Source organism: Ideonella flava, assembly GCF_051857595.1.
Classification (GTDB): domain Bacteria; phylum Pseudomonadota; class Gammaproteobacteria; order Burkholderiales; family Burkholderiaceae_C; genus Ideonella.
In genome coordinates this window covers 262395-284069 of sequence record NZ_JBPZHD010000012.1, presented here as the reverse complement: position 1 = coordinate 284069, position 21675 = coordinate 262395, and the positions used below count along the sequence as shown (strand labels likewise).

The 21675-nt window shown below is 70.3% G+C and carries 16 protein-coding genes; 5 read left to right on the top strand and 11 right to left on the bottom strand.

All coding sequences use genetic code 11. The features are described from left to right. Positions 1-269: 269 nt before the first annotated feature. Positions 270-1838, bottom strand: coding sequence for a methyl-accepting chemotaxis protein (locus ACS5PM_RS25675; protein WP_439390653.1), 1569 nt, complete (start codon positions 1836-1838; stop codon positions 270-272). Between the two features lie 296 nt (positions 1839-2134). On the opposite strand from ACS5PM_RS25675, the gene ACS5PM_RS25670 reads away from it, so the two are divergent. Both ACS5PM_RS25670 and ACS5PM_RS25665 read left to right on the top strand, forming a co-directional pair. Beyond that, positions 2135-2581, top strand: a complete 447-nt coding sequence (locus ACS5PM_RS25670) for a response regulator (protein ID WP_439390652.1) — start codon at positions 2135-2137, stop codon at positions 2579-2581. 32 nt (positions 2582-2613) lie between these two features. Continuing rightward, complete coding sequence (locus ACS5PM_RS25665; protein ID WP_439390651.1) at positions 2614-3810, top strand: sensor histidine kinase; 1197 nt, start codon at positions 2614-2616, stop codon at positions 3808-3810. A 63-nt stretch (positions 3811-3873) separates the two neighbouring features. On the opposite strand, the gene ACS5PM_RS25660 is transcribed toward ACS5PM_RS25665, so the two are convergent. Then, positions 3874-4356, bottom strand: coding sequence for a cupin domain-containing protein (locus ACS5PM_RS25660; protein WP_439390650.1), 483 nt, complete (start codon positions 4354-4356; stop codon positions 3874-3876). 134 nt (positions 4357-4490) lie between these two features. Between ACS5PM_RS25660 and ACS5PM_RS25655 the strand changes: the two genes are divergently transcribed. Then, complete coding sequence (locus tag ACS5PM_RS25655) at positions 4491-6410, top strand: calcium-binding protein (RefSeq protein WP_439390649.1); 1920 nt, start codon at positions 4491-4493, stop codon at positions 6408-6410. 6 nt (positions 6411-6416) lie between these two features. Here the strand turns inward: ACS5PM_RS25655 and ACS5PM_RS25650 are convergent, their stop codons facing one another. After that, complete coding sequence (locus ACS5PM_RS25650; RefSeq protein ID WP_439390647.1) at positions 6417-6653, bottom strand: hypothetical protein; 237 nt, start codon at positions 6651-6653, stop codon at positions 6417-6419. A gap of 143 nt (positions 6654-6796) precedes the next feature. Between ACS5PM_RS25650 and ACS5PM_RS25645 the strand changes: the two genes are divergently transcribed. Continuing rightward, positions 6797-7252, top strand: a complete 456-nt coding sequence (locus ACS5PM_RS25645; RefSeq protein WP_439390646.1) for a cupin domain-containing protein — start codon at positions 6797-6799, stop codon at positions 7250-7252. A gap of 3 nt (positions 7253-7255) precedes the next feature. On the opposite strand, the gene ACS5PM_RS25640 is transcribed toward ACS5PM_RS25645, so the two are convergent. The 7 genes from ACS5PM_RS25640 to ACS5PM_RS25610 all read right to left on the bottom strand — a co-directional run bounded on the left by ACS5PM_RS25640 (position 7256) and on the right by ACS5PM_RS25610 (position 17151). Continuing rightward, positions 7256-9109: a S8/S53 family peptidase gene (locus ACS5PM_RS25640; protein WP_439390645.1), complete on the bottom strand. Its 1854-nt coding sequence runs from the start codon at positions 9107-9109 to the stop codon at positions 7256-7258. A gap of 10 nt (positions 9110-9119) precedes the next feature. Beyond that, positions 9120-10199, bottom strand: a complete 1080-nt coding sequence (locus ACS5PM_RS25635) for a phosphatase PAP2 family protein (protein WP_439390643.1) — start codon at positions 10197-10199, stop codon at positions 9120-9122. A gap of 153 nt (positions 10200-10352) precedes the next feature. Continuing rightward, positions 10353-12149, bottom strand: coding sequence for an adenylate/guanylate cyclase domain-containing protein (locus ACS5PM_RS25630; protein WP_439390642.1), 1797 nt, complete (start codon positions 12147-12149; stop codon positions 10353-10355). A 142-nt stretch (positions 12150-12291) separates the two neighbouring features. Continuing rightward, positions 12292-13281 (bottom strand): tripartite tricarboxylate transporter substrate binding protein, encoded by a 990-nt coding sequence (locus ACS5PM_RS25625; protein ID WP_439390641.1) that lies wholly within the window; start codon positions 13279-13281, stop codon positions 12292-12294. A gap of 59 nt (positions 13282-13340) precedes the next feature. Next, entirely contained in the window at positions 13341-14759 is a 1419-nt protein-coding gene (gene pyk, locus ACS5PM_RS25620) for a pyruvate kinase (protein ID WP_439390640.1), read from the bottom strand. A gap of 2 nt (positions 14760-14761) precedes the next feature. After that, positions 14762-16045, bottom strand: a complete 1284-nt coding sequence (locus ACS5PM_RS25615) for a glycerate kinase type-2 family protein (protein WP_439390639.1) — start codon at positions 16043-16045, stop codon at positions 14762-14764. A gap of 38 nt (positions 16046-16083) precedes the next feature. Then, the gene (locus ACS5PM_RS25610) at positions 16084-17151 is read right to left on the bottom strand and encodes a tartrate dehydrogenase (protein ID WP_439390638.1); all 1068 of its coding nucleotides are present in this window, start codon (positions 17149-17151) and stop codon (positions 16084-16086) included. Between the two features lie 110 nt (positions 17152-17261). On the opposite strand from ACS5PM_RS25610, the gene ACS5PM_RS25605 reads away from it, so the two are divergent. Further along, the gene (locus ACS5PM_RS25605; protein ID WP_439390636.1) at positions 17262-18206 is read left to right on the top strand and encodes a LysR family transcriptional regulator; all 945 of its coding nucleotides are present in this window, start codon (positions 17262-17264) and stop codon (positions 18204-18206) included. 8 nt (positions 18207-18214) lie between these two features. Here ACS5PM_RS25605 and ACS5PM_RS25600 read toward each other — a convergent pair whose 3' ends face one another. Further along, the gene (locus ACS5PM_RS25600) at positions 18215-21127 is read right to left on the bottom strand and encodes an ATP-binding protein (protein WP_439390662.1); all 2913 of its coding nucleotides are present in this window, start codon (positions 21125-21127) and stop codon (positions 18215-18217) included. Positions 21128-21675: the final 548 nt, after the last annotated feature.

Here is a 21675-nt window from a genome sequence, read left to right as displayed (position 1 = left end):
TCGGCTCCCCCGAGCCCCCTCCAGGAGGGTGGCTCCAGCAAGAGCAACGGCACCTCCCAGCCCTCCTCCGGGAGGAGGGCACCAGCAAGACCGACGAGGGGCACCGCCGGCCGCCAGGCCGGCTCGTCCAGACATGCTGGAGCCTCCCTCATGGAGGGAGGCTTGGTGGGAGCCGACGAACTGACGGGAGCCCACTCTCGGGGGGGGCTCGGGGGAGCCGAACGTTCGTCCCGTGCGGCGGGGCCTGAGCGGCTCTGCCGCGCAGGCCCCTACGCGTCGGCGATGCGGAACGCAGCGACGACCTGCGTCAGTCCGCGGGCCTGCTGGCTCAGGCTCTCGGCAGCGGCCGCGCTTTCTTCCACCAGGGCGGCGTTCTGCTGGGTGCCCTGGTCGATCGAGGTGACGGCCTGGTTGACCTGGGTGATGCCGGTGGATTGCTCGATGGTCGAGGCGCTGATCTCGGCGATCAGGTCGTTGACGCGGCGCACCTGCCGCACGATGTCCGCCATCGTCGCGCCGGCCTGTCCGACGAGCTCGCTGCCGGCGTCGACCTTGGCCATCGATTCGCCGATGAGCTGCTTGATCTCGCGCGCGGCGCTCGCGCTGCGCTGGGCCAGGCTGCGCACCTCGCCGGCGACCACCGCGAAGCCACGTCCCTGTTCGCCGGCGCGCGCGGCCTCGACGGCGGCATTGAGCGCCAGGATGTTGGTCTGGAAGGCGATGCCGTCGATCACGGCGATGATGTCGCCAATGCGCTGGCTCGAGGCGCTGATGCCCTGCATCGTGTCCACCACGCGTTGAACGACCTCGCCGCCCTGGCTGGCCACCTCGGCGGCCGCGCTGGCGAGCTGGTTGGCCTGCTGGGCACTTTCCGCGTTGGTGCGAACGGTGCTGGTCATCTCCTGCATGGTCGCGGCCGTCTGCTGCAGGGCGCTGGCCTGTTGCTCGGTGCGGCCCGACAGGTCGGCGTTGCCGGTGGCGATCTGGGCCGACGCGGTGGCGATGCTGTCGGAGCTGGCGCGGACCTGGCCGATCAGGCTGACGAGTTGGCGTCGCATGTGGGCCATGGCGGCCAGCACGCTGCGCTCCGGCGCCGCGTCGGCGCCCTGGATCGGCCCGAGGTCGCCGTCGGCCACGCGCAAGGCGACCTCGTTCAAGGCGGCCGGCTCCGCGCCCAGTGCCGCGAGCAGCCGGCGGGTGATCCACCAGCCCAGGGCGGTGGCCGCCGCGACGGCCGCCAGGCTCAGTCCGATCAGCAACAGGCGCTGGGCGGCGTAGGACGCGGCGCTGTCCTCCACGAGTTCCTTCGTCTGCTTCTGGCTGCGCGCTACGAAATCGCCCGTCGCCGCGCGCAGGGCATCCAGCAGAGGCCGGCACTCCTTGTTCATCTTCGCGATGGCCTCGTCGCGCTGGCCCGCCGTCACCAGGCGGGCGATCCCGGCGGCCACCGGCTCGTAGGCTTTCTCGATGTCCTCGATCCGGGCCATGAGCTCCTGGTCCTTGGGATCGGGCACCACCTCGCGTGCCAGCGATGCCTGCAACGCCCTGAGCGCCGCGTTCAGGTCCTCGGTCGCCCGGTTGATCGCGGCCATTTCCTTCTCGCGTTCGGCGGGATCGGACAGCAGGACGAGGTTGCGCACGGCCAGGGCCCGCTTGTTGGCGGCGGAGCGCACTTCGATGGCCTGGTGTTCCTGGTCTCCGGCCTGGCTGACGATGTACGAGAAGGTCTCGTTGAGCTGTCGCAGGTCATACAGCGACAGCAGGGACACGCCCAGCACCAGGGCGGCCAGGGTGGCGAAGGCCAGCGTCAGTTGCATCCTGACGGTGAGGTTCTGCATGGTGAGTACTCCTGATTCCTGTTGGCTGTGACCTGCCAACCCGGTGCCCGGCATTCCGGCCAGACGTGCAAATTGTCAGTTGACTCAGTTCTGATCAGAATCTAGAATTACTGATCAATAGTCCGGCAATTCACGTGAGGCCATGATCACCATGATCGATTCCCGCCGCCCGGTCCGTCTGAGAGAGCGCCTTGGTTCCCGCCCGGTGTCGGGATTGCCACGTCTGGGCAGCGCAGCGCCACGCCACTACAGTCGGACGGACAACGCCGGCCAGTGGTGTTCTCAGGAAGGTGGCGATGGACGGTTCTTCACCCCGGGCGATCGAAATCCTCATGGTCGAGGACAACCCGGGCGACGTGCGCCTGACCCGCGAGGCGCTCAAGGGCGCCAAGATGTGGGCGCAGGTGCATGTGGTGGAGGATGGCGTGGCGGCGCTCGACTACCTCTACCGCCGGCCGCCCTACGAATCGGCGCTGCGTCCCGACCTGATCCTGCTCGACCTGAACCTGCCCCTGATGGATGGCCGCGAGGTGCTGGCCATCGTCAAGGGCGATCCCACGCTCAAGCTGATCCCGATCGTCGTGCTCACCACCTCGCAAGCCGAGGAGGACGTGTTGCGCGCCTATCACCTCAACGCCAACTGCTACGTGACCAAGCCGGTCGACCTGCACCAGTTCAACCGCATCGTGCAGGCGATCGAGCAGTTCTGGTTGACCGTCGTCACCTTGCCTCCCTCCACGTGAACGCCCCCATGCGGGGCTGAAGGGGCCCCGACATGGACTCACAGCAGACCGTCCTGTTGATCGAGGACGACCCGGCCGACGCGCGGCTGATCCGCGAGATGCTGGCCACCGCTCCGGTCGACGGCCACGCCTACCGGCTCGAATGGATCACCACCCTGAGCGCCGGCATCGAGCGGCTGCAGGCCGGCGGGGTCGACGTGGTGCTGCTGGATCTGGGCCTGCCGGGCAGCTGGGGCATGGACACGGTGCGCGACCTGTTCGCCCGTTCCCCGCGCACGCCCACGCTGATCGTGCTCAGCGGACTGAGCGACGAGGACGTGGCCGTGCAAGCCCTGCAGGCCGGCGCGCAGGATTACCTCATCAAGGGCCAGGTGGACGGCGCAGGGCTGGCGCGGGCCATCCGCTACGCCCGCGGCCGCGCCCAGGCCGACGATGCGCTGCGCGAGGCCGGCCAGCTGCTGGAAGCTGCCCGGTTGAGGGCCGAGCTCGCGAGCCAGGCCAAGAGCCGCTTCCTGGCCACCATCAGCCATGACCTGCGCACCCCGCTGGCCGGCATCCTCGGCTTCGCCCAGCTGCTGCAGGCCGATCCCGGGCTGACCGGGCTGCAGCGGCGCGGCGTGGACACCATCCGCCACAGCGGCGAGCACCTGCTGGCGCTGATCAACGACATCCTCGACCTGGCCAAGATCGAGTCCGGCCGCTTCGAGCTGTGCCCCAACGAGTTCCGCCTGCGCGACTCGGTGGACGTGGTGCTGGACATCATCGGCGTGCGCGCGCAACTCAAGCCCGAGCTGCGCCTGCGCAGCGAGGTCGCGCCCGAGGTGCCGGCCACCATCCTGGCCGACGAGCTGCGCCTGCGCCAGGTGTTGCTGAACCTGCTCGACAACGCAGTGAAGTTCACGGCCCGCGGCGAGGTGGTGCTGCGGGTCTGGGCGCCGTCGCCCGGCCAACTGGCCTTCGAGGTGGCCGACACCGGCGAGTCGCTCAGCGAGGCCCAGATCGGCCGCCTGTTCCGTCCGTTCGAGCAGGTGGGCGATGCCGCCCGGCGCCGTCAGGGGACGGGGCTGGGGCTGGTCATCTGCCGCCAGCTGGTGCGCCTGATGGGAGGCGACATCCAGGCCCGCGCCGAAGCGGGCTCGGGCAACCGCTTCCGCTTCGAGATCGCCTACGGCTGCGCCCGGGCCGAAGCCGACATGCACGGCGCGACCGCCGAGCTGCTCGCCGCGTGAAAGCGCCCACACGCCGCCGCTGCGCGTCGTCCGCCCCGCCAGGAGGGGCGTCCGGCCTGCTGCTCAGGACTTCTCTCGGTCGTAGTAGTCCACCCCGGTCTCGGCGCGGAACATCTCCCGCAGCACCCGGGCGCCTCGGGGGCCGGCCACCACTATCACCTTCTGCGAATCGGGGTACTCGCAGGCCTCGACTTCGACCAGCGTAGACAGCGCCAGGTAACGCATCGTCGTGCGGCCGGTGTTGATGATCTGGTGCGCCACCTCGGGCCCGCCGGGCGGGCAGGCGATCACGTCGTGCGGGCGCAGCGCAAAGCGCTGGTCGCCGAAGCGCAGCTCGCCTTCGCCCTCGAGGATGAAGAACATCTCTTCCTCGCCGTGGTGGCAGTGGAAGGGGCATTGCGCCTTGCCCGGCGGCAGCACGGTCAGGTTGTAGCCCAGCCTCTTCGCGCCGATGTGATCGCTGATCTGGCCGCGGCTGGAGGTGTAGTAGCCGTTCTCCTCGACGTCGTCGAACTCGACCTGGTCGAGATTCATGATGGGCTTCATCGCAGTCTCCTGGCAGGGCTGCCGAGTGTCGCGGCGCGGCCATGCACCCCCGCGGATGAGGGGTAACAGGATGTTGTCGGGAGGCCGCCGATCCGTTCCAATCCCTGCGCCACAACAACACCGGGGAGGAAGGCATGTCAACTCACGCGTCCTGGCGCTGGACCGCCTCGGCCGTCTTGCCGGAAGAGCGGCACCCGTGGGACAACCGGCCTGCACTGCTGGCGTCCCTGCGCGTCGAAGACCTGATCAAGGGCACCCCGGGCGATGACAGTCTCGTGGGCACCGCAGGCGACGACACCCTCAACGGCCGGGAGGGGGCCGACACGATGCTCGGCGGCGCGGGCAACGACTTCTACGTGGTCGACAACGCCGGTGACGTGGTCACCGAGCTGGCGGACGAAGGCATCGATACCGTCAAGTCCAGCGTCAGCTTCACGCTGGGCGCCTACGTCGAGAACCTGCGACTTGCCGGCTCGGCCTCGCTGCAAGGCACCGGCAACGAGCTGGACAACCGCCTGGACGGCAACGCGGGCGACAACCTGCTCGGCGGCCTCGGCGGCAGCGACCGCCTCTACGGCCACGGCGGCAACGACTCGCTCGACGGGGGGCTGGGCGCCGACCTGATGGCCGGCGGCGACGGCGACGACAGCTACTTCGTCGACGACCTGGCCGACGTGGTGAAGGAAAAGGCCGGCGCCGGGCTGGACACCGTCTACAGCAGCGTGGACTGGACCTTGTCCAAGGGCGTCGAGAACCTCGACCTGACCGCCGACCTGGTCGATGTGGACGGCTACGGCAACGCGCTCGACAACCTGATCAGCGACAGCTACAGCGACAACTACATCGATGCCGGTGCCGGCGACGACACGATCCTCGGCGGCCATCACATCAGCTTCGGCTCCGACACGCTCGTCGGCGGCGCGGGCAACGACTCCATCCAGGGCGGCGGCGACCGGGCCAGCGACTTCCTCTACGGCGGGCTGGGCAACGACACGCTGGCCAGCACCACGGCGACGATGTACGGCGACGAGGGCGACGACGTGTTGAACGGAGGCATGGGCTACGGCCACCATGCCTCGGGCAACACCCTCTACGGCGGCACCGGCAACGACACGCTCAGGAGCGGTGGCTACGTCGATGGCGGCGACGGCGATGACGTGTTCGAGACCGAGATCACCTCGGTGGCCATCGGCGGGACGGGCAACGACACCTTCACCGGCAGCGGCGGGCACGGCTACTCCAGCTTCCTCATCGATGCCGGCGAGGGCGACGACTACATCGCCGAGACGGGCTACAACAACTTCACCGTGTCGGCCGGGCAGGGCAGCGACTTCATCTCCGTCTACTCGATCATGGGGATGACGGTCGATGCCGGCTCGGGCGACGACTGGGTCAGCGCCAGCTCCGGGGGCGGCGCCAACTGCAACGTGCAGGGCGGCGAAGGCAACGACACGATCAGCGCCGGGGGCTATCACAACACCGTCTCGGGCGGCGCCGGTGACGACTGGTTGAGTGGCGGGCGGCCGGGGGGCGACGGCACGGTCCAGGGTGACGAGGGCAACGACACGCTGGTGGCGACGGCCGGCTTCGACAGCCTGATCGGCGGCAGCGACGCCGACACCTTCGTGCTCGGCGTGCTGCAGGCGAACTACACGAACTACACCACGGTGTCCGACTTCGGCACCGGCGCCGACCTGATCGGCATCGACCAATCTCTGCTGGCCGTGGGCAACGGCGACCTGGTGATCGACGGCGCCACCGTCATTGCCGGGCCGGGCGGCTTCGACGCCGGCGCCGAGCTGGTGATCGTCTCGCAGGACGTGTCCGGCAATCTCAGCTTTGCCGCCGCGGCGGCGGCCATCGGCAGCGCCAATCAGGCCTACACGACGGGGCAGACGGCGGTGTTCGCGGTGGGCAACGGCAGCGAGACCTGGCTGCTGTACTTCCGCTCCTCGGGCGACGACGCAGCCGTCAGCGCCGGTGAACTCGACGTGCTGGCCCACCTGACGAACGGCGCCGAGCCACAGGTCGACGATTTCTTCTGGGGGCCTTGAAGCGATTCAGGCCCTGCCCGAGCGCCGGCTGCGCGGCTGCAGCTTGTCGAGTTCGGCGAACTGCTGCTTGAGCAGGATCAGAAGGGTGCGGGCGTGTTCGACGGACAGGCTCAGGCTGCTGGCCGAGGCCTGTTCGTCCCGCGCCGGGCGCGGCTGCACCAGCACGTCGACGCCCAGCTCGATGAGCCCCTTGTCGTGCCGGACGGACTTCAGGCGCTGCACTTCGATGTCGTAGGTCTTCACTCGTTTTCTCCGGCCGATGGGGCCCTGGCGATGGCGAATTGTCGGTCGCCCGTCTGGCTCCATCTGAATGCCGGAAAGTGGCTCCTGCAGAGATCCAGTCCAGGCCTATCCTGACGACCTGGACTGCCGCATTGGAGACTCGCATGAACCGGACGAAGCAGAACCTGATTCCCGCCGCCGCGCTGGGAGACGAGGGCCCGTGGATCGCCGAAGGGCCGGGCAAGTGGTCGCGCCCCTTGCGCTTTCTTTCGGACGGCCGGGGCTGGGTGGAACTGATGCGCCTGGACCCCGGCGCGAAGCTGGGCTGGCACCGCCACACGGGGGAAGTGCATGCCTACAACCTGCAGGGCCAGCGCCGCCTGTGCACGGGTGAAACCGTGGGGCCCGGCGACTACGTCCACGAGTCGGCGGGCAACGTCGACTGGTGGGAGGCGACAGGCGACCAGCCGCTCATCATCTACGTCGTCGTCATGGGCGCCGTCGAATACCTGGATGACCGCGGCGGCGTGCTTCGCCGCATCACCACGGCCGATCGCATCGCCGACTGGCGCCGCTGGTGCGAGGCCGGCGGGGTCGATTCCGAGGCCTTGATCGAGTAGGGATCAGTCCGGCCGGATCAGCTTCTCGCCCAGTCGCCGCTTCCGCCTGGCCGGCGGCGTTTCGCGGTTGACCACCCCGTTGACCAAGGCGCGAGCGAACAAGGGGGCGGCGAAGCTGGTGCCCACCATTCGCAGCACCTCGCCGCCCAGTCTTCCACGCATCGAAAGGCCGCGCAGCGCCCGGCTGGCATCGCCGGGCGCGCTGCGCTGGGGAAGGTCGCCGCCATCGGGGCCGTCGGCGCTGTAGGGGCTCGGTTGGTCGGGCGTGACGGCGAACACGCTGCCGACGACCCAGATGCGGTCCTCGTGGCCCTGGGCCGCCGTGGCCAGGCCCGAGGCGGCGCCGTGTCGACTGATCCCGTCGCCGGCACTGCCGTTGTCGTCCTCGTCGTAGCGCAGCCAGGCGTGCGGCTGGTGCCGGCGCCCGGTGTCGATGAAATCGGACTGGCGGCCGCGCGGCAGCGCGCCGGGGTTGCGCTGGTTGCGGCTGATCCAGAACCGGACGGGTTCGAGGAGCGTCACGCCGGGTGGCACCACCAGCTCGATGCGCCAGCGGCCGCTGGGCGCCACGGGCACCCCGCTGTCGAACGACGCCGTCGGGCAGAAGGCCAGCAGCGAGCGAGCCGGCTTGCCGTCCGCGGGCTTTGGAGACACGACGCCGGCGCACGGGCCGTTCCTGCCCATGAGGCCGAAGGCCTCGCCCGGCTTCACCTCCTGAGGAGCTCCACCGGGCGGGGTGACGCGCAGGCTGACGCCGGACTGGCCCGCGGGCCAGCGCACGGTCACATACTGTGGTGACTCGCACGCCGGAGGGATGAACAGCGTGAGGGCGCGGCCCGCCTCGCGCAGACGCGCATGCCGCTGCTCCATGTTGCCGTTGCCGGCGGGCAGCACGATGTGCAGCTCGATCCCCCGCCGACCGGCCGCCTGCACCGCCCGCCGCAACGCGCGCTCGATGATCGAGCTCCCGTCATGGTTGGTGCGGCTGGTGCCGGTGCTGATGTTGACGACGACCCGCTGGCCCGCGACCGCATGGCCGAGGATGAACCGCAGGCCGTCGACGATGTAGCGGGCGAGGGCGGCACTGCTGGCGTCCTGCAGGGCGGTGCGCGGGATGTCCACGAAGACGAGGTCCGCCTGGTCGATCGCCAGCGGGCCGGTCTGATCGGGTCGGTCCCAACGTGGCGGGCGACCGGGCCGGCGCTGCAGTGACCCGCCGTGCAACGAACGGCCGAACAGCTGCCCGACGACGGCGGGACCGTGGCTCTCCCGGAACCTCAGGCTCGAGCAGCCCGCCAGGCCATAGCAGCGGGCTTCGTCCAGCCGGCCGTTCGGCGCGGCCAGTCCCATGAGCGCATTCAGTTCGGCCCGGCCGATCGCCCGGCCGTAGCGAACGCCTTCGGGCCGGAAACCACCGGCGGCGAAGGCCGGGGCGTCATCCTGATCCCACAGGCCGAGGACCCGCGTGCCGCCATTCCCGTCGCGCAGCATCGGCGACGCGAAGGGGCAGCCGCTGTCGATGATGCCGACCAGGACCTTGGACTGGTCGCTCGGGGTGTAGTCGCCCGCCGGGACCGGGTCCGACGGTGCCTGCCGCAAGCGCATGCGCTGCGGCAGCACGGGCATGGCGAGCTCGGCCGCCGTGAAGTCCTGCAGGCTGCCGGGATGGTGGAGTTCGCAATCGAAGCCGTTGTCTCGCTCGACGACGAGCCACAGCTCCGCAGGCCCGGCCGCGGGCAAGCCGCCCACATCTCGGTAGCCGGTGGAGTCGCACCAGATCCACATCGGATCGGCATCGACCTGCCCCGCGTGCCGGCCGAAGGGACCGGGCGTCAAGCTTTCCCATGGCATGACCATGCCGCGCCTCCTAGAACGCCAGCTGCAGCCGCTTCAGCTCCTCGAGGGCGCTTTGCCACAGCACGGTGAGCACCGAGGCGGCGGGCAGGGTGTCGGGAAACTGTTCTCCCTTGTCGAACCCGTAGACCTGGCCGTCCACCTTCAGGTCCTGGTCGGCGTCGCGCGGGTCGAACTCGATCCCGGCCGGACACTTGTCGCCCTTGAACAGGCGGGGCCGCCCGATGAAGTCGGAGCCCTTGGCCGACGTGCCGCGGCAGCAGAACACGAAGTAGCGCCCCAGGGTCGTGCCGAGGAGCCGGCCCGCGACGTTGTCGACCGGGAAGTGCAGGCCGGCGATGACGCGGTTGGTGGAGATGCGCTCGGCCGTCCTGTCGAACTGTTCCTGCAGGCGCTTCTTCTCGTCGCTCGCAGGCAGATCGTTCAGGCCCAGCAAGCCCTCGAGGACCTCCTTGATGACATAGGCCTCCACGCAATGTCCGCTGGGCAGGCTGCCGTGGCCCGGCGTCGTCACGAGGGGCTGCACCTGGGGCGAGTAGTCGGCGGGCCGCCAGCAGGCCAGTTCGTGCTTGAAGCGCATCTCCACGAACATGGCGAGTTGCACGGCGGCGTCCAGCACCTCGCGGGTGTATCGCAGGCGCTCCGTGTGCAGCGGGATGAGCGCCCCCCAGAAGGCATAGGTGTTGCCGATCTGGGTCAGGATCTCGGGGATCCGCTCCTCTCGCAGATCGGCCCAGTCCAGCACCTTCCTGGCCTGCTCCTTGAACAGGGCATCCGGCGGCCGCACCAGGGTGACCAGGTCCTGGCGCGATCCGGCAGGGGTGAGGGTGTGCAGGGTCACCGACAGGGGAGTCTTGCCCACCAAGGCTTGCTCAGGCTCGACGCGGAAGTCGAGATGGCTGATGAGCGTCTGGGCGCACAGGTAGCTGCGAACCCAGGGCTCCCAGCGGTGGACGTGGTCATGCGTGGCGGGATCCTTCCGCTCAGGCAGGTTGCGGCTGCCCATCTCGTCGGGCTGCATGCAGGCCCCGCGATGGCGGTTCATCGCATCGAGGAACAGGGTCGACGCGAAGCCGTCGCCCAGGCCGTTCACGCTGACGCCGGCTCCGCCGCCAGCGCCCCCTCCGGCCCCGCCACCAGCGCCGCCACCAGCGCCGCCACCAGCGCCGCCACCAGCGCCACCCCCGGCGCCACCCCCCAGCATTCCACCCTCCATCGCCATATCGACCCCCCTTGGTCCGGACCGTCAAGTCATGGGCACGCCTGCTTCCTTCAATGCCGATGCATACCGCTGCCGCGGCGTCTCGCCGCCCCGGGGCGTGCGCTCCAGGTAGCGGCTGATGGTGAAGGTCGGCTCGATCTCGAGCACGCGTCGCACCGTCGCGCGGGCGCCGTCGAAATCGCCATGCTCGGCCTGCGCGATGGCCAGCGTGCGCAGGGTGGGCAGGTGATGCCGGTTCGCACGCAGCGATCGCGTGGCGAGTTCGATGGCGCGCTCGAGCCGGCCGGCGGACAGCGCGGCGGTGCTGGCCAGAGCGTCGTAGTAGTGACGCATGGGATCCAGCGGCGACAGGCTCACGGCGTGCTCGCCGCAGGCCATGGCCTCTTCGCCGAGGCCGCGGAAGGACTTCACCGCACAGCGGAAGATCCAGGCCAGCGGGTCACTGGGGTTCACTCGCAGGGCTTCGTCCAGGCGCCGGTCGGCGGTGTCGAGATCGCGCCGCATGTGGCAGTGGACGAAGCCTTCGGCGGCCAGCGCCATCGAGCAGTCGGGCGATTCGTCGAGCGCATGGCGGATGTGGTCGAGCGCCAGGCTGGCTTCGTGGTCCATGTCGCGCACGACACCGCGGGAGACCCGCAGCACGTACCACTTGGCCATCCACGCCCGCGGCTCGGCCGCGCGCGGGAAGCGCTCCATCAGGTGTTCGAGCAGCTCGCCGGCGCGCTCGAAATCGGCTGCCGAGGCGCGGTGCATCAGCATCATCGCGCCCAGCAGCATCGAAAAGCCCTCGAGCGACGGGATGGGCAAGGCGCGCACGCGCCGCATCTCGCCCGCCGACACGGCATCCGCCACCTGCCGGGCCAGCTCGTTCGCGGCAGGTGACTCGGGTTGCAGCATCTCGGCGGCATCGCAGGCATGCTCGCGAACCCACACCACTTCATCGGTGCGCGCATCGGCCAGCTCGGCGCGCAGCCGCAGCCTTTGGCCCTCCAGCGCGAAGGTGCCGCTCAGCACATAGGCGACATGCAGCAGCTGGCCGATCTCGACCACGCTCTTGGCCCGCGCCCGCATGACCGCTGTCGACAGGCGCGAGATGACGCGCAGGCGGCTGTTGGCCGACAGGCGCACGATCACGCTGTCCGCGATCGCATCGCCGAGCGTCGACTCCAGGGCGGAGACCGCGCATCCCGAGAAAGGCACCACCGCGATGCGCGGCAGCAGCGACTCCTCCAGCATGGGCGGCATGCGGGCCGGCTGGACGGCCTCGCCCGCGCGCCTGAGGCGGAAGGCATGCACCGGCTCGCGAAGATGCTTGAGGTGGCATGCCCCCATGTCCTCGATGTCGGCATCCAGCCCCGGCACCAGCCGGTCCGCCACCGCAGCCGAGACCACGATGTCGTCCGGCCGGGCGAGGGTCGTGAGCCGCTGCGCGATGTTGACGTCCTGACCATAGATGTCGAGCTCGTCGCTGACCACCTCGCCCACGTGGACGCCGGTGCGCAGGCGGATCCATGCCTGAGGCGCGTGGCCTGCGTTGACCCGCGCGGTGCAGTCACTCAGGGCCAACGCTGCCGACACGGCACTGTCCACGGCCTCGAACTCGATCAGCATGCCGTCGCCCAGACTCTTGACCAAGCGCCCGCCGTGCGCCGGCAGCAGGTGCTGGCGCACGTCGTTGACCAGGCAGCGCCAGCGCTGAATCACATCGGCCTCATCGGCCTGCATGAGTCGCACGGACTCCACCACGTCTGCCACGACGAGGGCTCGCCGGGTTCGGTGCAACGCCGGCCAGCACGGGTGATCCGCGACAGTGGAGGCCATGGTGGGACGGCTGGGGGTGGGGGTCATCCTCATTGTGAGCGATGTCCGTGCGACGACATCAGCTCAGACGCTCTCGCCAATGCGGTGGCGCCTCCTCTGAACTAGGGGGGCAGCTCCGCGTGCGGTGCCGCGGAGCTGCCCTTCACTCGATCGTCACCTTGGCGTCCTTCACCAGCCGGGCGAACTTTTCGGTCTCGCCGTGGATCTGCGCGGCCATCTGCTCGCTGGTGTTGCCGATCGGCTCGGCGCCGATCTCGTCCATGCGCTTCTTGAAGTCGGGCGACTGGATGACCTTCACCATCTCGGCGTTGAGCCTGGCCACGATGTCCTTGGGCGTGGCCACCGGGGCGAGCACGCCGAACCAGGTGCCGATGTTCAGACCCTTGACGCCGGCCTCCTCCAGCGTCGGCACGTCGGGCAGGGCGGTCGCGCGCTTGCCGGTGGTGACGGCCAGCGCGCGCAGCTTGCCGCTCTTGATGTGCTGCAGCACCGGCGTGACGGTGTCGAACGACATGGTCACCTGGTTGCCCAGCAGGTCGGTCACCAGCGGGCCGCTGCCCTTGTAGGGGATGTGGACGAGGTCGGTGCCGGTGAGGTTCTCGAACTGCGTGCCGATGAGGTGCTGCGCCGTGCCATTGCCGTTGGAGCCGTAGTTCAGCTTGCCGGGCTGGGCCTTGGCCTGGGCGACCAGCTCGGCGACCGTCTTGGCCGGGTTGGCGGCGTTGACGACCAGCACGTTGGGCACCAGGGCGATGGTGGTGACGGGCGCGAAATCCTTCTGGAAGTCGTACGCCAGCTTCTTGTAGACGCTGGACGCGATGGTGTGGTGCACCGCGCCCACCAGCAGCGTGTAGCCGTCGGCCTTGGACTTGGCGACGTAGTCGGCGCCAAGCGTCGCCCCGGCGCCCGGCTTGCTTTCCACGATGACGGGCTGCCCCAGGCTCTGCTGCAGCTTGTCGGCCAGCGCGCGGGCCAGCACGTCGGTCGTGCCGCCGGCGGGGAAAGGCACGATCAGGGTGATCGGCTTGGCGGGCCAGGCCTCGGCGAAGGCCGTGCCAGCGGCGGACATCGCGGCGGCGAGGGCGAGGGCTTGCAGCGCGAGGCGGCGGTTGGCGTGGAATGGGGTGGTCATCGGTGTCTCCTGATGGCGCCGGGGGCGCTTGATGTGGATGGTGGCCATGGCGAATAAGCTCAGCTGAGCTGCGCGATGCGCAGCAGGTTGGTCGAACCGGGGGAGCCGAAGGGCAGGCCGGCGGCGATGACGATGGTCTGGCCGGGCGCCGCGAAGCCGAGATCGCCGGCCGTCTTCAGCGCGATCTCGGTCATCTCCTCGCCGTTCTCGACTTCGCGGCTGACGACCGGGCTCACGCCCCAGACGAGCGTGAGGCGCCGGGCCGTGCCGCGGCTGGGCGTGATGCCGATGATGGGCGCGCGGGGCCGCTCCCGCGCCATGCGCAGGGCCGAGGCGCCCGAGCTCGTGTAGGCGACCATCGCCGCCACGTCCAGCAGGCCGGCGACCGATCGCGCGGCCCAGCCGACGGCATCGGCGATGTTGGCGGCCGGCTGCGTGTGCGAGGCGTCGAGCGCCTCGCGGCAATAAGGGTCGGCCTCGGTGCGGGCGATGATGCGGTCCATCATCGCCACCGACTCGACCGGAAACCTGCCCGAGGCCGATTCGGCGGACAGCATCACCGCGTCGGCGCCGTCATAGATGGCGGTGGCCACGTCCGAGGCCTCGGCGCGCGTCGGCACGGGCGCGCTGATCATCGACTCCAGCATCTGCGTCGCCACGATCACCGGCTTGCCCAGGCGGCGGCAGGCCCGCACGATGCGCTTCTGGATCGCCGGCACCTGCTCGGCGGGCAGCTCCACGCCGAGGTCGCCGCGCGCCACCATCACCGCATCGGTCTCCGCCAGGATCGCGTCCAGGGCGTCGATGGCGGCGGGCTTCTCCAGCTTGGCGACGATGCCGGCGCGGCCTTGCACCAGGGCACGCACTTCGGTGATGTCCTCGGCGCGTTGCACGAAGGACAGGGCCACCCAGTCGACGCCGAGCGACAGCCCGAAGTCGAGGTCGGCCCGGTCCTTGGCCGTCAGCGCCGACAGCGGCAGCACCACGCCGGGCACGTTCACGCCCTTGCGGTCGGACAGCCAGCCGCCGGCCACGACTCGCGTGAGGGCGTGGTCGGGTGCAGCCGTTTCGACCGTTAGGCGAAGCTTGCCGTCGTCGAGCAGGAGGTCGGCGCCGGGCTTCAGCGCCGCGAAGATTTCCGGGTGCGGCAGGGCGACGCGGCTGCCGTCGCCCGGGCGTTCGCGGTCCAGGTCGAGGCGGAAGATTTCGCCTTCGGCCAGCCGGACCTTGCCTTCGGCGAAGGTGCCGATGCGCAGCTTGGGGCCTTGCAAGTCGAGCAAGACGCCGATCGGGCGGCCGAGGCTGGCCTCGATGTCGCGGATGGTGTCCAGGCGCTTGCGGTGGTCCGCATGGGTGCCGTGGCTGAAGTTCAGGCGGAACACGTCGGCGCCGGCGCGCGCCAGGGCCTCGATGGTGGCGCGGTCGGCGCTGGCGGGTCCCAGCGTCGCGACGATCTTGGCGTTGCAGGGCAGGCGCATGGTCAGTCTCCTGGGGCCGCGCCGTCGATGACGATGGCCCGAAAGTCGTTCACGTTGGTCAAGGTGGGCCCGGTCACCAGCGAGTCGCCTAGCGCCTCGAAGAAGCCGTGGCCATCGTTGTCGTCCAGCCGGTCGCGGGCCTTCAGGCCGTGTGCCCAGGCGCGTTCCAGCGTGTCCGGGCCCATGAAGGCGCCGGCGATCTCCTCCTGGCCGTCGACGCCGTCGGTGTCGCCGGCCAGGGCGTGTACGCCGCGCTCGCCGTCGAGCGCGATGGCCAGCGAGAGCAGGAACTCCACGTTGCGCCCGCCGCGGCCTCGGCCACGCAGCGTGACCGTGGTCTCGCCGCCGGACAGCAGCACGCACGGCGCCTCGAAGGGCTGTCCGCGACGCGCCACCTGGCGGGTGATGCCGGCCAGCGTGCGGGCCACGTCGCGCGATTCGCCTTCGATCGCATCGCCCAGGATGTGGGCCGCGTAGCCCGCCTCGCGCGCCACGCGGGCGGCGGCCTCCAGCGCCATCTGCGGCGTGGCGACGAAGTGGGTCTCGATGGCCGGCAGCCGCGGGTCGCCGGGCTTGAGCGTTTCACCTTCTCCCGATTCGAGCAGCTCACGGGCGCGCGGCGGCACCTCGATCGCATGCCGGCGCAGGATGGCCAGGGCGTCGGCGCAGGTGGTGGGATCCGGCACGGTCGGGCCCGAGGCGATGTCGATGGGGTCGTCCCCGGGCACGTCGGACAGCAGCAGGTTCACTACGCGCGCCGGATGGCAGGCGGCGGCCAGGCGTCCGCCCTTGATGGCCGACAAATGCCGGCGCACGCAGTTCATCTCGGTGATGGACGCACCGCTGGCCAGCAGGGCGCGGTTGAGTACCTGCTTGTCGGCCAGCGTCAGGCCGGGCAGGGCCAGCGGCATCAAGGATGAGCCGCCGCCCGAGATCAGGCACAGCACCAGGTCGTCCGGGACCAGGCCTTGCACCCGCTCCAGCATGCGATGCGCCGCCGCTTCGCCCGCCGCATCCGGCACCGGATGGGCGGCCTCGACGATCTCGATGCGCTCGCAGGGCACGGCGTGGCCGTAGCGCGTGACGACCAGGCCGGACACCGGCCCGGGCCAGTGCCGCTCGACGGCCTGGGCCATCGCGGCCGAAGCCTTGCCGGCGCCGATCACCACCAGCCGGCCCTTGGGCGCAGGCGGCAGGAAACGCGGGACACAGGCCGAGGGAGCCGCCGACGCGACAGCCGCGTCGAACAGGGCACGCAGCAGGGAGCGGTGGTCGTGGGCGAGCATGGTGCACCGGGCGGAAGAAGCGAACGAGAAGAAGGAGCTCAGGCCTTCAGGAACTCGCACACCGCGCGGGTGACGTCGGCGGTGGTCGCCTGGCCACCCAGGTCACGCGTATGCAACGACTTGTCGGCCGTCACCTTCTCGATCGCTGCCATCACGCGGCGGGCGGCTTCGGCCTCGCCCAGGTGCTCCAGCAGCATGACCACCGACCAGAAGGTGCCCACCGGGTTGGCGAGGCCCTTGCCCATGATGTCGAAGGCCGAGCCGTGGATGGGCTCGAACATCGAGGGGTAGCGGCGCTCGGGATCGATGTTGCCGGTGGGCGCGATGCCCAGGCTGCCGGCCAGCGCGGCGGCCAGGTCGCTCAGGATGTCGGCATGCAGGTTGGTCGCGACGATGGTGTCCAGCGTGGCGGGCTTGTTCACCATGCGCGCCGTCATCGCGTCGACGAGCTCCTTGTCCCAGCGCACATCCGGGAAGTCGGCCGCCACTTCGCTGGCGATCTGGTCCCACATCACCATGGCGTGGCGCTGCGCGTTGCTCTTGGTGACGACGGTCAGCTGCTTGCGCGGCCTCGATTGCGCCAGCTTGAAGGCGAAGCGCAGGATGCGCTCGACGCCGACGCGGGTCATGATGGACACGTCAGTCGCGGCTTCGATCGGGTGGCCCTGGTGGACACGGCCGCCGACGCCCGAGTATTCGCCCTCGGAGTTCTCGCGCACGATGATCCAGTTCAGGTCATCGGGGCCGCAGCGCTTGAGCGGGCCATCGATGCCGGGCAGGATGCGCGTGGGCCGCACGTTGGCGTACTGGTCGAAGCCCTGGCAGATCTTCAGGCGCAGTCCCCACAGCGTGATGTGGTCGGGGATGTGCGGGTCGCCGGCCGAGCCGAACAGGATCGCGTCCTTGCCCTTCAGCGCCTGCAGGCCGTCCTCCGGCATCATCACGCCATGGCTGCGGTAGTAGTCGCCACCCCAGTCGAAATTCTCGAACTCGAAGCGGAAGGCACCGCCGGATGCGGCCAGGGCCTCCAGCACCTTCTGGCCGGCAGGAACGACTTCCTTGCCGATGCCGTCGCCGGGAATGGTTGCGATCGAGTAGGTCTTCACAGGCTGTCTCCGTCAAATGGGGTGGGCGGTGACGGCACTGTAGGAACTGGACCGCCCTCGTGAGCGGGGCTAGAGTGAAGGCATCGTTAACCTGAAGCTAACGATCCCCCATGGCCTCCAACGCATCTCCCAGCGGCATCCAGCCCGCCGACCTGGGCTTCTTCTCGGCGCTGGCGCGCGCCGGCAGCCTGAGCGCCGCGGGCCGCGAGCTGGGCATCAGCACGGCCGCGGTGAGCAAGCACCTGGCCCTGATGGAGGCCCGCATCGGCGTGGCGCTGGTGAACCGCAGCACGCGCCGCATGAGCCTCACGCCCGAGGGCGAGCTGTACCTGGAGCAGGCACGCCGCATCCTCGCCAGCATCGACGACCTGGAGCAGCAGCTCGGGGTGTCCAAGGGCATGCCGCAGGGCCTGCTGCGGGTCAACGCCACGCTCGGCTTCGGACGCAGTCACATCGCTCCGCTGATCTCGGCCTTCGTGCGCAAGCACCCGGCGGTGGAGGTGCAACTGCAGCTCTCGGTCAACCCGCCCGCGCTGACCGAGGATGCGTTCGACGTCTGCATCCGCTTCGGCGCACCGCCGGATTCGCGCGTGATCGCGAGAAACCTCGCGCCCAACCGGCGGCTGCTGTGCGCCTCGCCGAGCTACCTGGCCAAGCGCGGCGTGCCCAAGACGCCGTCGGATCTCGCCAGGCACAACTGCATCGGCATCCGCCAGGGCGAAGAGGCCTACGGCGTCTGGCGCCTTACCAGCGGCCGCGGCCGCCAGGCCACGAGCCAGGCCGTGAAGGTGCGCGGCAACCTCACCACCAACGACGGAGGCATCGCGGTGAACTGGGCGCTCGACGGCCACGGCATCCTGATGCGAGCGGAGTGGGACATCGAGCGCTACCTCAAGAGCGGCCGCCTGGTGCAGGTGCTGCCGCAGTACTCCACGCCCGACGCCGACGTCTACGCGGTGTTCCCGCAGCGCCACCAGCTCTCGGCGCGCGTGCGGGCCTTCGTGGATTTCCTGGCGAGGTCGTTCGCGCAGCAAGGTCCCGCCAAGGACGCCTGACGGCCGCTTCAGGACCTGCCGCGTGGCGTTCCCCGGCCCAGCAGGGCCAGCAGTTCCTCCAGCGCGGCGGGCTTGACCAGGTGGTGGTCGAAGCCCGCCTGCACGGCCCTCTCCCGGTCGGACGGCTGCCCGTAGCCCGTCAGGGCCACCAGCCGACTGGGGCGCAGCGAGTCGAGCTGCCGCAGCCGCCGCGCGACTTCGTAGCCGTCCATGCCTGGCAGTCCGATGTCGAGCAGGATCAGGTCCGGCACCAGCGCCGGCGCGGCGGCCAGGGCCTCTTCCGCGCCGAACACGGCGTGCACCTCATGCCCCTCCGCTTCGAGCAGCATGCCCAGCGATTGGGCGGCATCGCGGTTGTCGTCGACCACCAGCACCCGCCGGCGCGGGCCGCCGCGCTCCAGCGCAGGAGCGGGCCGCGGTACGGCCTGGTCGGCCAGCGGGAGCCTGACCTCGAAGCAGGATCCGAGCTCGGGCCCGGCACTTGCTGCCGTCACGCTGCCGCCATGCATCTCGACCAGCCGGCGCACGACGGACAGGCCGATGCCGAGGCCGCCCTGGGCGCGGTCCAGCGTGCGGTCGCTCTGCACGAAGAGGTCGAACACGCGCGGCAGCAGCGCCGCCGGGATGCCGGCGCCGTTGTCCGAGACGCGGACGACGCATTGGCTGCCCTCGCGCAGCAGCTGCAGCTCGATTCGTCCGCCCGCGTCGGTGTACTTGGCGGCGTTGGCGAGCAGGTTCACCAGGCACTGCTGCAGGCGGGCGCCGTCACCGATCACCGTCAGGGGCAGGCCCGATTGCACCCGCAGCTCGTGTCGCCGCTCGCGGATCAGCGGCTCGACCGCCTCGACGGCGGCCGACGCGACCGTGGACATGTCCACCGGCCATCGCTCCAGCTCGATCCGGCCGCTCGTGATCCGCGACACGTCCAGCAGGTCGTCGACCATGCGGCCGAGCTGCCGGGCCTGCCGGTCCACGATGTCGATCGCGCAGCGCAGGCGCTCATCGGGCGGGGCGAGCAGGTGCATCAGCTCGACGGCGTTGCGGATCGGCGCCATCGGGTTGCGCAGCTCGTGCGCCAGCATCGCCAGGAACTCGTCCTTGCGGCGATCGAGATCGCGCAGCGCCTGCTCCATCGATTTGCGCTCGGTGACGTCGAACGACAGGCCGCTCAGCCGGATCGGCGTGCCGTCCTCGTCGCACAGCACACGGCCGCGCACCTCGATCCACCGGATGTCGCCGGTGTCCGCGCGGACGATGCGCACCTCGTCGTCGAACGGCCCCCTGGACGCCAGCGCCTGCCGCATCCGCTCGCGGGCGCGCTGCTCGTCCTCGGGATGCAGCACCGTCCTCGCCTGGTCCAGGTCAGACAGGCGCGCGCCGAGCACGGCCGCCGCGTTGTCGGATGTGGTGACCTTGGACGTCACCAGGTCCACGTCCCAGGTGAACATGCTGGCGCCGGCCAGGAACACCCTGAGCTGCTCCTCGCCGATGCGCCGCGCCCTGTCGAGCTCGATCGCCGTGGCGACACGAACGAGCAGCTCGCGCGCCGAGAAGGGCTTGACCAGATAGTCGTCGGCGCCGGCGCGCAGGCCTTCGACCCGCGCTTCGTCGCCGGCCCGGGCCGACAGCAGGATCACGGGCAGCGAGCGTGTGCGCGGGCCGCTGCGCAGCGCCGCCAGCAGGCCGAAGCCGTCTAGCCGCGGCATCATCACGTCGGAAAGCACCAGGGCCGGCTGCGAGCGCTGGATGGTCTCCAGCGCCTGTGCCCCGTCGGCGACCGCGGTGACGCGGAAGTAGGGCTTGAGCAGCCGTTCGAGATACTGCCGCATGTCGGCGTTGTCGTCGGCCACCAGCACGTGCGTGCCCCAGCTGGACCGGTAGCGCTCGCCCAGCAGCGCCGTGCCCGCCGTGGTCTCGCGTGCGGAGGCATCCTCCTCCACCGCGTCGTGCGGCAGCCACCTCATGGCCTCCTGCACGAAGGCCTCGGCCTGCCCGCCCGCGGCGGTGGGCGTGTTGCCCGCCACGATTCGCCGCGCATCGAGATGGGCCGTGCCATAGGGCAGGCGCACCGTGAAGGTCGTGCCCTCGCCGAGCCAGCTGCGAGCGCTCACCGACCCGCCGTGCAGGCGCACCAGCTCTTCGACCAGGGCCAGGCCGATGCCGCTGCCCTCGTGCGTGCGGCCCTCGGTACCCTGGACCCGGTGAAAGCGTTCGAACAGCCGCGGCACCTCGTCCGGCGGCACGCCGACGCCGGTGTCCTGGACCTGCAGCACCGCCGCGTCCCCGCCATCGCGCAGGCGAACCGTCACGGCGCCTTCGAAGGTGAACTTCAGCGCGTTGGACAGCAGGTTGAGCACCACCCGTTCCCATTGGTCGCGGTCCACGAACACCGGCTGCGGCAGGGCGGGACAGTCCACCACGAACTCGAGTCCGGCGCGCTCGGTCGCCGAGCGGAACACGCTGGCCAGATCCGAGGTGATCTGCGCCAGGTCGGTGGCCTGGTAGCGCGACTCGTGGCGGCCGGCCTCGATGCGCGAGAACTCCAGCAGCGTGTTGACCAGCTTGGACAGGCGCAACGCATTGCGCTGGACCATGCCCAGCTGGTCACGCGCCCCCGTAGGCAGGTCCGGCGCGGCCAGCAGGTCCGCGACCGGGCCGAGCATCAGCGCCAGCGGCGTGCGGAACTCGTGGCTGACGTTGGAGAAGAACACCGTCTTGGCCCGGTCCAGCTCGGCAAGCTCCTCGGCGCGGCGGCGTTCGCGCTCGTACGCCTGCGCGTTCGACACCGCGCTGTCGACCTGCCGCGCGACGAGCACGAGGAAGTCCTGGTAGAAGTCGTCGGGCAGGCGGAAGGGGTTCAGGCCCAGCACCAGCAGGCCCTCCAGCCCGGTGTCCCCGGAAGGCGAGATGGGCAGGACCATCGCGCGGCGCGTCGGCGTGGTCCAGCGCCCGCCGGGCCAGGGCAGGGCATCGGGCAGCGCGACGATGCGGGGCTCGCCGGTGCGCAGCACCTCGTCGCCGCCCCAGAGCGCGGGATCGAGTGTCAGCGGCGTGTCGCCGAGGTTGCCCGTGTCGCCGGACGGACGCATCGCTGCCTCGCCGCGGGTGCGCAGGTAGACGAGGCCGAAGGTCAGGTCGCGTCCGCCGGCCTTCATCGATCGAAGGCAGGAGGACAGCGCGTCGGGTACGGTCCGGGCATCGGCCGAGGACGCCGCCATGTCGCGAAGCAGGGCCAGCTGCCGCTCGCCGATCACGCGGCGCGTCTCGTCCGAGTTGGCGCAGATGATCCCTGCCGGGCGTCCATCGTCGCCCGGGATCGGGCTGTAGGAGAAGGTGTAGTAGGTCTCTTCCGGGTACCCGTTGCGCTCCATGATGAGCAGCTGGCTCTCGACGAAGGTTCCGTCGCCGTTCATGGCCGAATCCAGCAGCGGCTGGATGTCGCTCCAGATCTCGCTCCAGACGACCGAGG

Coding starts and splice junctions, on each gene's coding strand:
- ACS5PM_RS25675 (WP_439390653.1), bottom strand. CDS start 1,838: ATGCAGAACCTCACCGTCAGGATGCAACTGACGCTGGCCTTCGCCACC.
- ACS5PM_RS25670 (WP_439390652.1), top strand. CDS start 2,135: ATGGACGGTTCTTCACCCCGGGCGATCGAAATCCTCATGGTCGAGGAC.
- ACS5PM_RS25605 (WP_439390636.1), top strand. CDS start 17,262: ATGGCCTCCAACGCATCTCCCAGCGGCATCCAGCCCGCCGACCTGGGC.
- ACS5PM_RS25600 (WP_439390662.1), bottom strand. CDS start 21,127: ATGGTCCTGCCCATCTCGCCTTCCGGGGACACCGGGCTGGAGGGCCTG.
- ACS5PM_RS25615 (WP_439390639.1), bottom strand. CDS start 16,045: ATGCTCGCCCACGACCACCGCTCCCTGCTGCGTGCCCTGTTCGACGCG.
- ACS5PM_RS25630 (WP_439390642.1), bottom strand. CDS start 12,149: ATGGCCTCCACTGTCGCGGATCACCCGTGCTGGCCGGCGTTGCACCGA.
- pyk (WP_439390640.1), bottom strand. CDS start 14,759: ATGCGCCTGCCCTGCAACGCCAAGATCGTCGCGACGCTGGGACCCGCC.
- ACS5PM_RS25655 (WP_439390649.1), top strand. CDS start 4,491: ATGTCAACTCACGCGTCCTGGCGCTGGACCGCCTCGGCCGTCTTGCCG.
- ACS5PM_RS25645 (WP_439390646.1), top strand. CDS start 6,797: ATGAACCGGACGAAGCAGAACCTGATTCCCGCCGCCGCGCTGGGAGAC.
- ACS5PM_RS25625 (WP_439390641.1), bottom strand. CDS start 13,281: ATGACCACCCCATTCCACGCCAACCGCCGCCTCGCGCTGCAAGCCCTC.
- ACS5PM_RS25660 (WP_439390650.1), bottom strand. CDS start 4,356: ATGAAGCCCATCATGAATCTCGACCAGGTCGAGTTCGACGACGTCGAG.
- ACS5PM_RS25640 (WP_439390645.1), bottom strand. CDS start 9,109: ATGGTCATGCCATGGGAAAGCTTGACGCCCGGTCCCTTCGGCCGGCAC.
- ACS5PM_RS25665 (WP_439390651.1), top strand. CDS start 2,614: ATGGACTCACAGCAGACCGTCCTGTTGATCGAGGACGACCCGGCCGAC.